At 65.4% G+C, this 10,690-nt stretch carries 14 protein-coding genes; 11 read left to right on the top strand and 3 right to left on the bottom strand.

The genetic code is table 11. From position 1 onward, the window contains the following. The 8 genes from CVV68_RS23970 to CVV68_RS17905 all read left to right on the top strand — a co-directional run. Nucleotides 1-209 (top strand): hypothetical protein (locus CVV68_RS23970; RefSeq protein ID WP_211320893.1); only part of this gene is annotated, 209 nt, incomplete at its 5' end. A gap of 29 nt (nt 210-238) precedes the next feature. Continuing rightward, complete coding sequence (locus CVV68_RS17930; RefSeq protein WP_110502369.1) at nt 239-1,108, top strand: DUF4031 domain-containing protein; 870 nt, start codon at nt 239-241, stop codon at nt 1,106-1,108. 24 nt (nt 1,109-1,132) lie between these two features. Continuing rightward, nucleotides 1,133-1,267, top strand: a complete 135-nt coding sequence (locus CVV68_RS24670) for an ASCH domain-containing protein (RefSeq protein WP_281268302.1) — start codon at nt 1,133-1,135, stop codon at nt 1,265-1,267. Between the two features lie 12 nt (nt 1,268-1,279). Then, nucleotides 1,280-1,558, top strand: coding sequence for an ASCH domain-containing protein (locus CVV68_RS24345; protein WP_281268301.1), 279 nt, complete (start codon nt 1,280-1,282; stop codon nt 1,556-1,558). 64 nt (nt 1,559-1,622) lie between these two features. Beyond that, complete coding sequence (locus tag CVV68_RS17920; RefSeq protein ID WP_110502368.1) at nt 1,623-1,946, top strand: cold-shock protein; 324 nt, start codon at nt 1,623-1,625, stop codon at nt 1,944-1,946. A 43-nt stretch (nt 1,947-1,989) separates the two neighbouring features. Continuing rightward, a complete protein-coding gene (locus CVV68_RS17915; RefSeq protein ID WP_110502367.1) occupies nt 1,990-2,649 on the top strand; it encodes a pentapeptide repeat-containing protein in 660 nt (219 codons plus the stop codon). A gap of 129 nt (nt 2,650-2,778) precedes the next feature. Further along, on the top strand, nt 2,779-3,762 hold the full coding sequence (locus CVV68_RS17910; protein ID WP_110502366.1) for an aldo/keto reductase: 984 nt from the start codon (nt 2,779-2,781) through the stop codon (nt 3,760-3,762). Nucleotides 3,763-3,798: 36 nt separating this feature from the next. Continuing rightward, the gene (locus CVV68_RS17905) at nt 3,799-5,391 is read left to right on the top strand and encodes a sialidase family protein (RefSeq protein ID WP_110502365.1); all 1,593 of its coding nucleotides are present in this window, start codon (nt 3,799-3,801) and stop codon (nt 5,389-5,391) included. A gap of 18 nt (nt 5,392-5,409) precedes the next feature. Here the strand turns inward: CVV68_RS17905 and CVV68_RS17900 are convergent, their stop codons facing one another. Then, complete coding sequence (locus tag CVV68_RS17900) at nt 5,410-5,922, bottom strand: PspA/IM30 family protein (RefSeq protein ID WP_110502364.1); 513 nt, start codon at nt 5,920-5,922, stop codon at nt 5,410-5,412. A gap of 6 nt (nt 5,923-5,928) precedes the next feature. Next, nucleotides 5,929-6,504: a hypothetical protein gene (locus tag CVV68_RS17895; RefSeq protein ID WP_110502363.1), complete on the bottom strand. Its 576-nt coding sequence runs from the start codon at nt 6,502-6,504 to the stop codon at nt 5,929-5,931. A gap of 141 nt (nt 6,505-6,645) precedes the next feature. Here CVV68_RS17895 and CVV68_RS17890 point away from each other — a divergent pair, with 141 nt between their 5' ends. Beyond that, nucleotides 6,646-7,047: a YccF domain-containing protein gene (locus CVV68_RS17890; protein ID WP_110502362.1), complete on the top strand. Its 402-nt coding sequence runs from the start codon at nt 6,646-6,648 to the stop codon at nt 7,045-7,047. A 74-nt stretch (nt 7,048-7,121) separates the two neighbouring features. After that, entirely contained in the window at nt 7,122-8,633 is a 1,512-nt protein-coding gene (locus CVV68_RS17885) for an amino acid permease (RefSeq protein ID WP_110502361.1), read from the top strand. A gap of 33 nt (nt 8,634-8,666) precedes the next feature. Here the strand turns inward: CVV68_RS17885 and CVV68_RS17880 are convergent, their stop codons facing one another. Continuing rightward, nucleotides 8,667-9,359 carry a TetR/AcrR family transcriptional regulator gene (locus tag CVV68_RS17880; protein WP_110502360.1) on the bottom strand — a complete coding sequence of 231 codons (693 nt, stop codon included), beginning with the start codon at nt 9,357-9,359 and terminating at the stop codon, nt 8,667-8,669. A 109-nt stretch (nt 9,360-9,468) separates the two neighbouring features. Here CVV68_RS17880 and CVV68_RS17875 point away from each other — a divergent pair, with 109 nt between their 5' ends. After that, nucleotides 9,469-10,689 (top strand): glycosyltransferase, encoded by a 1,221-nt coding sequence (locus tag CVV68_RS17875; RefSeq protein WP_170133238.1) that lies wholly within the window; start codon nt 9,469-9,471, stop codon nt 10,687-10,689. The last annotated feature ends 1 nt before the right edge of the window (nt 10,690 follow it).

Raw genomic sequence — 10,690 nt, 5'->3', positions numbered from 1 at the left:
ACGGCAACTACCACGCCCCCAAACAACGCACTGCCCAACCACCCGCCTACCCCAAATGGCTCAAAAAACACCTCACCAGAAAGCTCAACGTCGCCGGTCATGACGCGGACCACACGCCCTCTCAGCACAGCCAGGCCAGCGACCTCACCACCCACCCCAGCTTCTTCGAAAGCCTCCTCATCGACAAGCTCCCACCCCACAGCGCCTGACATCGGGATCCAAGGCCTAGGCTAAGTCCATGATCTTGATCGATCCGCCGTATTGGCCGGCCCACGGCACCGTCTTTTCGCATTTGGTATCGGACGCATCTTTGTCCGAGCTCCACGAATTCGCCTCAGCGGCCGGCGTCACCGAACGGGCCTTCGACCTGGACCACTATGACGTTCCCAAACGCCTGTACATGCCTCTCGTGGCAGCCGGAGCCGTACCGGTGTCCGGTAAGGAGCTGGTCCTCGCCTTGGCTGCATCCGGCCTGCGAGTTAAGGCCCGGCATCGGAGCAAGTCCGTGGGCACTGCCCTGCAGTACCGCTGGGACTCGCTCATGCCTTGCACGCCTGAATTGGGTACGAAACTCTTGCATCGCTGGAACGAACCCCACCGGCACTACCACTCCGCAACTCACCTGCTGGCCGTTCTCGAAGCCCTCGAACTGCTCACCGACGGCCAGCCACCACGGTCCGTCACTCTCGCGGCGTGGCTCCACGACGCCGTCTACAACGGGGTGGCTGGACAGGACGAGGAAGACTCCGCGTTGTTGGCACAACTGAGCTTAAACGGTCTTCTTCCCGCCGCGGAGGTCGACGAGGTGTCACGCCTGGTCCGCCTGACGGCCACCCACTCCCCCAACGCAGCGGACGACGCCGGCGCTCTACTTTGCGACGCAGACCTCGCCGTTCTCGGCGGCCCACCAGACGCATATGCCCGCTATCTTGCGGGTGTCCGCGCGGACTACGCGCATATACCGGCGGCCGACTTCGACCAGGGGAGGGCCTCCGCCGTACGCCAATTGCTGGCACTGGAACCGCTGTTCCACACGCCAAGGGGCAAGGATCTGTGGGCGGACCAAGCGCGGTTGAACCTCAATGCGGAATTGGCACTATTGCACTAAATAGGCAAGAAGTAGGCTATCCACATGACTGACCACAGCAAGTTGCCCATCGCCGAATTCGCCTTCCCGGGTCCCCTGCGGGACCAGTTGGTGGCCGCGATCCTCGACGGCTTCAAGACCTCCACCACGGGAACCGTCCTTGAATATGAGGTCGAGTAGGAAGATTTGCCAGTGGTCGGTGGCCAGGCTGCGGTGGTGGATTCAGAGGGGAAGCCGGTGGCCGTCATTGAGTTCACGGATGTGCGCCAGGCGCGCCTCGCAGACGTGGACTTGAAGCATGCCATGGACGAAGGCGAGGGCTACACCACGGTGGCGCAGTGGCGCGCCGGTCATGAAGACTACTGGCACTCGACGGAAATGCGGGGCGCACTTAACGACCCCGGCTTCACCGTCAAAGACAACACCATGCTGGTGCTCCAGCGCTTCGGCCTCGTCGCCCGGCTGCCGTAGCGGCGGTGCAACGTCACTCCGAAGGTCCGGCACACCGAACAGCGGGCCCACATATGCTGGTGCCATGAGCACCACGGGGATTGTCCGCGACTGGCATGACGATGAAGGTTGGGGCGTCATCGACGCGGAACAGACGCCGGGCGGCTGCTGGGCGCATTTTAGCGCCGTTGCCATCGAGGGATACAGGAAGTTTTCGCCGGGCCAGTCGGTGGAGTTGGAATGGGAGGCGGCAGATCAGGACGGTTTCGCCTTCCGCGCCATGCGCGTGTGGCCTTCCGGATCCCCTCCGATTGACGTCAACCGGCAAGGCCCTCCCGGCATCTACTCGTCACGCCTGACCCTCCATTTCGACGACGAGTTTGGCGACACGTCCGAGAACGGCCGATAGTTATCAGAAAGCCGCCGCGACCGCTGCTCGCTAGTCTTGTGCCATGGCTTCGATTTCCGCACCCCGCCCTCCCCGACTCGGTCCAGTCCAGCTGAACAACCTGGTGGACAACGAGGACGCGTTCTTCGGTCCGGGTGACACTTACGATGGCCAGCGCTTCACCCGGCCGTCCTTTGACGGCGCCGACCTCACATCGACGGACTTCCTGGAGTGCGAGCTGAACGGCCCCACCTTCAACGCCGCCGAACTGCGCGGCTCCAGATTCCGGGACACGGTCCTCATCGACAGCTTCGCCCCCGTCCTAAAGGCTTCACGAACCAGCTGGCGAGACGTGGAAATCACCACCCCACGCTGGGGATCGGCCGAACTGTACGACAGCAGCTGGGCCAATGTCCGCATCGATGGCGGCAAGCTGGACTTCCTGAACCTGCGCGCTTCCAAAATCGCCGACCTGCAAATCAGCGACTGCATCATCGGCGAGCTGGACTTGGGCGGCGCCACCGTCACGCGGCTGGCGTTGAAAAACTGCCGGATCGGCACCTTGGATATCCAGCAGGCCACACTGCACGACGTGGACCTGCGCAGCACGGACTTCCGCACGCTCAACGGCGTCGGTTCCATGTCCGGCGTCGTGATCGATGACTACCAGCTGGGCCTGCTGGCCCCCATCCTCGCGGCTCATCTGGGCATCACGGTCGCCTGAAGCGGTGGGACTGCCAGCGAACTGACGGCCGCCGGCCCTTGCCCCTGTGCCCAATCTGCAGGAGCATTTTCATGACACCAACAGCCCGGACGGCATCCGGCGAGCAATCGAAACGAAGGCAGGAAAGCCATGAAGACGATGAAATTGGGCAGCCAGGGTCTGGAAGTCTCCATCGAGGGACTGGGTGCCATGGGCATGAGCGCTTTTTACGGAGGAAGGGACGACGCCGAATCCTCAGCCACGCTGAACCGTGCGCTCGACCTAGGCGTCACCTTGATTGACACCGCCGAGCTCTACGGACCGTTCCTCAACGAGCAGCTCATCGCGAAGTCAATAGGCCACCGCCGCGGAGAATACGCCCTGGCCACCAAATTTGGCAGCGAGATCACCGACGACGGCGGCCGCGGACCCGTCAACGGCAGCCCCGTGTATGCCCGCAAGGCGCTGGAACGGTCCCTGCGCAATCTGCAGACGGAAACCGTGGACCTGTACTACCTCCACCGCGTGGACCCCAACACCCCGATCGAGGAGACGGTGGGAGCCATGGCCGAGTTCGTCGAGGAAGGCAAGGTGCGCTACCTGGGCCTGTCCGAGGCCGCGCCGGACACCATTCGCAGGGGCCATGCAGTACACCCGCTCACCGCCCTCCAGACGGAGTATTCCATTTTTGAACGCGATCCCGAGGGCAACGGCCTGCTGGACACCGTCCGCGAGCTCGGCATTGGCTACGTGGCCTACTCGCCACTGGGGCGGGGCTTCCTCTCAGGCAAAATCAGCACACCGGAGGACCTTCCGGAAGGGGACTGGCGCCGCGGAATGCCCCGCTTTGCACCGGAAAACCTCGAGGCGAATCTGGGCCTCGTGGACCGCATCAAAGCCCTGGCAGCGGAAAAGGGCGTGACCGCGGCCCAGCTGGCCCTGGCCTGGGTGCTGGCCCAGGGCGTCTGTGCCATCCCTGGCACCAAGCGTAGGAACTACCTCGAGGAGAACGTGGCGGCGGCCGGAATCGCGCTTTCTGCCGCTGACCTGGCCGCACTTGACGCCGCGGCCCCGGCAGGCGGAACGGCCGGCACCCGCTACGACGAAGCCGGGCTGAAGTCGCTCTACAAGTAATCCTTCGTTCGCGGGAATGCCCCTAGGATTGTGGGCATGACTTCCCGCTTTGAACACGTCCTGGCCCGCCGCGGCGTGGGCGGCCACCGCCAATACCGTATTCCGGCGCTGGCCGTCTCCACCCGCGGCACCCTCCTCGCCGCCTACGACGGCCGTCCCAACTTGGACGACCTCCCCAACCCGATCGACCTGCTCCTGCGCCGCAGCACCGACAATGGCCAAACGTGGGGCCCGCAACAGACCGTGCGCACCGGCACCGGCCTGGACGGCTACGGCGACCCCAGCCTGCTCATCGACAACCACACCGGCCGAATCTTCATGTTCCACGCCGCCGGCACCCACGCCGGATTCTTCGAGTCGGCCGAGGGACTGGCCCCTGAAGACGCCATCCAGCACGCGGACCTCAGCTTTTCCGACGACGACGGCGCCACCTGGCAACACCGCCGCCTCACCGCCATGCTCAAACGCGACGGCGTGACGGGCCTGTTTGCCGCAGCGGGTGCGGGCATCCAGCTTCACACCGGGCCCTTCGAGGGTCGCCTGGTGCAACAGTTTGTGGTGTTGTTCCGCGGGGAGATCAGGGCCGCGAGCGCCTACAGCGACGACCACGGGGACACATGGACGCTGGGCGAATTCGTCGCCGGGGCCAACGAGAACAAAGTGGCGTGCCGCAGCGACGGCAGCCTGCTCATGCATTCGCGTGCCACCCCGCACCGGCTCACGGCCGTGTCCACCGACGGCGGGCGCAGCTGGTCCCCCGCGGCGCCACATCCGGAACTGCCCGACCCCAGCGACAACGGCTCCCTGGCCCGCTTCGACGGCCTGCCCAACGTCACCACGTTTGCCTCCCCGGACACCGACGGCTGGCTGCTGGCCACCCACAACCATGACACCCTGCTGCGCCGGAACACCGTTCTGAAGCTTTCGCAGGACAACGGCGCGAGCTGGCCCCACGCCGTCGTGCTGTGTCCGGGGAGCTCCGAATACTCCACAGCCGCGCGGCTCCCGGATGGGCGCATCGGGGTGCTGTACGAGCGCCAGGGCTACCAGGAGATCGTGTTTGTCTCGCTCGACCCCCAGGAGCTCCTTGACTCTCCCACCGCCGCCCTGACGCACGACGGCGGCACCTCCTTCGCCGGCAGCCTCGCCTTCGATGTGGTGCTGCGTTCCGTCACTCCTGCACGCCCGGCCGTCTGGCGCAGCACGGGCGAAAGCTTCACACTGCTACAGACCGACGGCGGGTGGGACCCCTCGGCTTGGAAGGAAGTGGGGCAGGGGTACACGCTGGAGACTCCCCAAGTGCTCTCCAACCGCGAATCGCAGGACCTCAACTACGGTCCCATCACCGCCGGGTACAAGGCCGGCGACGTCCTGTCGTTTTCCGGCAGGGTGGGAAACCGCGGCGCGGAGCCAGCTGGCGTCGTGGTCCGGCTCAACGGAACCGAGGTGGCTGCGACGGCCTCGCTGGGACCCGATGAAGCCCTCGGTTTCACGGCCAATTACACGGCGACAAAAGCGGATCTGGCCGCAGGCGTTGCCACGGCCACCTTCGCCCTGGAATCACGCACCGCACGAACCTCCAAGGCCTTCACCTTCAACACAACGAGCGGCGACCTCGCCGAAAGCTGACCGCCGCGCCCAAGCTGGTTACTGGTTGGGGCCGCGGGAGTCCTTCAGATCGTCGAGGGACTTGGAAATGGTGAGCCGGGCCTCGGCAGCAGCCTGTGCGGCCTTGAGGGTTTCGGCCGTGACGTTGAATCCGGACACGCGCGCCTGCAGCTGGGCGAGGGCGCCTGCCAGCATCGCCTCTTGTTCGGCGAGGGCGTCGCGCTGCGAAACAAGGTCGTGATGCTGTTCGGCCATGATGACATGGCGGCCCAGCGCAGTTTGCGCGGCGCCGGAATCACCCGCCGACCTGGCAGCGGCGGCCTGGGCCTCCAGCGAGTCCATGGCCTTTTTGAGGTCCGCGGCCTGAAGGTCCAGGCGCTGCCGGCTGACGGATACATCGGCCACGCCGCGGCGCATCTGCTGCACTGCGGCGAGCTGCTTGAGCTGTGCCTCACCCAAGGTGAGCTGGCCGCCTCCGGAGGCACCGGCGTCGTCCCTGCCGGCAGCGGGCTTGGGCCGGAAGGCGGCGGCGAGGCGGCCAAAAACACTCATGGCGGCTTAGTCGTCGCCGAGGTCGGTGTATGTGGCGGACCAGTTCTTGAGCATGGTGGCCTCGATTTCCAGCGTGCGGGTGAGGTCCTTGACGTCGACGTCGGTCATGGGGGCGGCGGCCGCGGCCAGGGCGTTGCGGACACCGGCGGACGTCTGGGTGACTTGTTCCACTTGGCCGCCAAGCGTCTTCGCGTAGACCTCCTGCACGGCGGGGTCGGGCTCCTTTTGGGCCACGAGCAGCTGGTGTTCAAGCACGGTGCCGGCCTGCTGGAGCGTGCGGAAAATGGACTCCAGGTTGCCGGTGTATTGGCGCGTGCTTTGGGCTACGGCCAGGCTGCGCTGAGTTGCGTCGAGGGACTCCTGGAGCCGGATCCGCTGCTTCATGATGTCGCCGACGGGGCCGCCCGTGGACTGCGCGCGGACCTTGAGTGCATTGCGCTTGGCCAGCTCATACTTGGGCTTGGACTTGTTCACCAGGCCCAGGACGCCTCGGGAAATGAGCACGGCAAGGGTGATGCCGACACCGAGAACAACGGCGATGATCACCAGCGCGATGATCAAAATGGCGGTGCCAAAGTCCATGGCGTATGTTTTCCTTAGCTTTGAAGTGAGGGCTCACCTTCGGTGCAAATCAGCGTAGCACCGGCAGCTGCGGCATGGATCAGGGGCCGGCTCAGGGTCATCCCTGATGCCTGTCACAGGAAGCTGGGCAAGAATGGTCCCATGAAGACTATCCTGAACGTCATCTGGCTGGTGTTTGGCGGATTCTGGCTGTCGCTGAGCTACTTCTTGGCCGGAATCGTCTGCTGCATCCTCATCATCACCATCCCATGGGGCATCGCATCGTTCCGCATCGCCGGCTACGCGCTGTGGCCGTTTGGACGGACCGTGGTGGACAAGCCAGGCGGAACGAGCCTGGCCAGCACCCTGGGCAACGTCATCTGGATCCTGGTGGCCGGCATCTGGATTGTCATTGGCCACGTGACCACGGCCGTTGCCATGGCCGTGACCATCATCGGCATCCCACTGGCCATCGCCAACCTCAAGATGATCCCTATTTCGCTCATGCCGCTGGGCAAGGAGATTGTGCCCACCAACCGGCCATTCGCGGGACTGTACCGGTAACACTGCACGGCCCGGCAACCGTCGGGGCTAAACTGTCGGGCAACAGAAGAAACATCGATGTTTCGGGGGTTGCCATGAGCCAGATATCCAAACCGTTCAATCCTTATTCCGTCCTGCGGCGCAAGCCCATCGACGAGGAGGAAGAGGGCGGCAGCGGCCTCTTTAAAAGCCTGGGCCTGTGGCAACTGACAGCCATCGGCGTTGGCGGCATCATCGGCGTCGGCATCTTCACCCTGGCCGGGGTGGTGGCCCACGGTGACGCGCAGAACCCGGCGGTGGGGCCCGCCGTCGTCATCTCCTTTTTGATCGCCGGACTGGCCAGCGGCGCCGCGGCGCTTTCCTATGCAGAGTTTGCCGGCATGATTCCGCGCGCCGGCTCCGCCTACACGTACGGCTATGTGGCGCTGGGCGAGCTGGTGGGCTGGTTCATCGGCTGGGACCTGCTGCTGGAGTACATCGCGATTGTGGCCGTGGTGGCGATCGGCATATCCGGCTACTTCAGCTCGTTCATGCAGGGCATTGGCGTGATTGTGCCCGATTGGATGTCCAGCGCCTGGACCCCGGACACGCCACACGGGGTGATCAACCTTCCCGCGGTGGCCGTGTGCCTGCTCGTGACCTGGATCCTCAGCCGCGGCTCCAAGAGTTTTGGCCGCTTTGAACTGGTGGCCGTCAGCATCAAGGTGCTGCTGATTCTGGGCATCATCGGCATTGGCGTGTTCCACATCAACACCAGCAACTTCACGCCGTTCATGCCCAACAGCTTCGGACCGGTGCTCACCGGTGCTGCGACCGTCTTCTTTGCGGTGTTTGGCTACGACGCCATGAGCACCGCCGCCGAGGAAGCCAAGGACGGCAAGAAACACATGCCCAAGGCCATCATCCTGTCCCTGGTCATCGCCATGACGCTCTACGTAATGGCCACGCTGGTCCTGACCGGGATGCAAAATTACGCGAAGCTCAATCCCACCAGCGCGTTCGCCTCCGCCTTTGATTCCGTTGGCATGCCCACCATCGCCACCGTCATCTCCGCCTTTGCCGTCATCTCCATCATGACCGTGATGCTGACTTTCCTGCTGGGCGTCACCCGCGTCTGGTTCTCCATGAGCCGGGACGGACTGCTGCCCAAATGGTTTGCCAAGACGGATGCCAAGCGGGGCGTCCCACAGCGGGTCACCTGGATTGCCGGGACAGCCTCCGCCGTGCTCGCCGGCGTGCTCCCCATCCGGCTCGTGGCCGACCTGACCAACATCGGCATCCTGGCCGCATTCGTGGTGGTCTGCGCGGCGGTGATCGTGCTGCGCCGCACGCGCCCGGAGGTGCCGCGGACATTCAAGCTGCCGTTCATGCCCGTGGTTCCGGCCTTCGGCGTCCTCGCCTCCTTCTTCCTCATGACGCAGTTGCACTGGGAAACCTGGCTGCGCTTTGTCGTGTGGCTGGTGATTGGGCTGGTCATTTACTTCTTCTACGGGCGCAGGCATTCCCTCATGAACCCGGACAGTCCCCGCCATGCCCTTAAGGACGAAGCCTTGAAGGACGGTGCCCTTAAGGACGACGGCGGGCCGGCGCCTTCCGCGGGCCCGTAACGCCGCGTTCGGGGCCGTAGCGCCGGGTGCCGCCTACTCCCGCAGCCCCGCACCGGAGAGGTGGTTCCGGATCAGGGCGCCCAGGAGTTCCTCGGGGCCGGCCTGATTCGGAGCGGCCGTGAAGGCTGCCGTCAGGAACGGATACCTGCCCGATCCCATCACCTCGGACAGATAGCGCACCCGTTCCGGCGGCACGCCGTCCTGGCCCATCAAGGTGTCCGAGGCGGTCTCGTTCTGCACGAATGCGGACGTGATGGCCGTCAGCATGGCCACCGTCTGGAGCTTGTCCGCCCCGGCCATGTCGGTCCCGTCCAGGGCCTGCAGTGCCCGCTCCAGGTACGCCAGTGAGTTGGGGCCCATGGAGGGCCGGGTCAGCAGCAAGGGCGGCAGCCACCGGTGCCGGCGCATGATGGAGCGCCCCTGCAGCGCCAGCGCCACGAGCTGCGCGGCAGGAGAATCCCCCAGCGGACCCAGGTCGTATTCACCCGCAACGGCGTCCATCATGAGCTCCAGCAGTTCCCCCCGCGAGCCGATGTAGCGGTACAGCGAGGCCGGCCCGGACCCCACGCCCCGTGCCACCCGTCGGATGGACACCGCGTCAAGCCCCTGCGCATCCGCCAGCGCAATGGCTTCCGCGGCAATGCGCTCCCGGGAGTATTCGGGTTTGGGTCCCACTGACGCCGGGGGCGGCCGCAACCATGCAGTGATGGGGTCATCCGCGGACATCGTTTCCTCAGCTTTTCAAGATCTTCGGCCGGTTTGGTGCACCTGCCATTTCCTTATATTATTTCATTGCGAACATTGTTCGCAATTACCACTTTGGATGGAGATTACCGTGCGCGTATTGATGGTCACCCCAGGAACCCGCGGTGATGTTGCCCCCATGGCCGGCTTGGCGTCCAGGCTGCGCAGCCACGGGCATGAGGTGACCATCGCGGCCAACAACGCCCACGCATCATTGGTTTCCGGTGCCGGCTGCGGGTTCAGCGGGCTGCCCGGCGACATGGGCCACCTGGTCAGCCCGGCAGAGCCTGGCACCAGGGCCGCCGCCGCGGACCTTCGGCGCTATATGCGCGAACTCGGCGACTACATGGAGCTGGCCGCCCAGGGAACCCTCGCGGCCGCCGGGAAGGGCACCGACGTCATCCTGGCCAACGCCGTGGCACCCTACGCCTACGACGTGGGAGAAGCCCTCGGCATTCCCGTGCTGGGCGCACACCTGCAACCCGTCCAGGCCAGCACTGCCTACCCTCCGGTCACACTTGGGCTGGCCCGCAGCCTGGGCCCGGTGGCCAACAGGACCCTGGGCGCGATCCTGTCCCGATCGAAAGCCCCCTACGACGCGCCCGCGGCCGGGCTGCGCCGGACGCTGGGGCTGCCCCCGATGAGCCGCGCCAGTGCGGAACACCGCCGCCGGAAGGCAAATTCCCCCATCCTCCATGGCATCAGCCCGGCCGTCCTCCCGCGCCCCCGGGACTGGCATCCAGGACTCTCCCTGGCTGGCTACTGGTGGCCGCTGGCAGAACCCACCTGGCAGCCCTCGGCGGAGCTGGCAGGATTTCTGGCCGACGGACCGGCCCCGGTCTACATCGGTTTTGGCAGCACCGCCGCCATGGATGCGGACTTCATGGTGGACGTTGCCAGACGTGCAGGCGTCAGGGCCGTTTTGCAGGGCGTCGACGGCGTCTCCGACAGCAACGTAATCAGCGTTGGAACGATCCCCCACGCATGGCTGTTCCCGCGCGTTTCCGCCGTGGTCCACCACGCCGGTGCTGGAACGACGGCGGCCGGCCTGCGAGCCGGCGTCCCGAGTGTCGGCGTGCCTGTCTTCACCGACCAGCCATTCTGGGCCGCACGGGTTGCGGCCCTCGGAGCCGGGCCTGCACCCATCCCCTACAAGAAGCTGACCCCTCAACGCCTGGCGGATTCGATCAAACAGGCCGTCGAGACGGACGGGTTCGCCCGGGAAGCCAAACATGTTGCCTCTCTGCTGGCCGCAGAGGACAGCACCGCGCCGGTTCTTGACGCCCTGCGCACGGCGGTTCCCCACGCATAAG

Origin of the sequence: Arthrobacter livingstonensis (assembly GCF_003219815.1) — a bacterium.
Lineage (GTDB): Bacteria > Actinomycetota > Actinomycetes > Actinomycetales > Micrococcaceae > Specibacter > Specibacter livingstonensis.
Note: the sequence above shows the minus strand (reverse complement) of the source record. Positions and strands in the feature narration are given on the sequence as shown.

What these genes read in the sequence shown, in the direction of transcription:
- CVV68_RS17930 (WP_110502369.1), top strand. Translation starts at nt 239, where the DNA reads ATGATCTTGATCGATCCGCCGTATTGGCCGGCCCACGGCACCGTCTTT.
- CVV68_RS24670 (WP_281268302.1), top strand. Translation starts at nt 1,133, where the DNA reads ATGACTGACCACAGCAAGTTGCCCATCGCCGAATTCGCCTTCCCGGGT.
- CVV68_RS17920 (WP_110502368.1), top strand. Translation starts at nt 1,623, where the DNA reads ATGAGCACCACGGGGATTGTCCGCGACTGGCATGACGATGAAGGTTGG.
- CVV68_RS17915 (WP_110502367.1), top strand. Translation starts at nt 1,990, where the DNA reads ATGGCTTCGATTTCCGCACCCCGCCCTCCCCGACTCGGTCCAGTCCAG.
- CVV68_RS17910 (WP_110502366.1), top strand. Translation starts at nt 2,779, where the DNA reads ATGAAGACGATGAAATTGGGCAGCCAGGGTCTGGAAGTCTCCATCGAG.
- CVV68_RS17905 (WP_110502365.1), top strand. Translation starts at nt 3,799, where the DNA reads ATGACTTCCCGCTTTGAACACGTCCTGGCCCGCCGCGGCGTGGGCGGC.
- CVV68_RS17900 (WP_110502364.1), bottom strand. Translation starts at nt 5,922, where the DNA reads ATGAGTGTTTTTGGCCGCCTCGCCGCCGCCTTCCGGCCCAAGCCCGCT.
- CVV68_RS17895 (WP_110502363.1), bottom strand. Translation starts at nt 6,504, where the DNA reads ATGGACTTTGGCACCGCCATTTTGATCATCGCGCTGGTGATCATCGCC.
- CVV68_RS17890 (WP_110502362.1), top strand. Translation starts at nt 6,646, where the DNA reads ATGAAGACTATCCTGAACGTCATCTGGCTGGTGTTTGGCGGATTCTGG.
- CVV68_RS17885 (WP_110502361.1), top strand. Translation starts at nt 7,122, where the DNA reads ATGAGCCAGATATCCAAACCGTTCAATCCTTATTCCGTCCTGCGGCGC.
- CVV68_RS17880 (WP_110502360.1), bottom strand. Translation starts at nt 9,359, where the DNA reads ATGTCCGCGGATGACCCCATCACTGCATGGTTGCGGCCGCCCCCGGCG.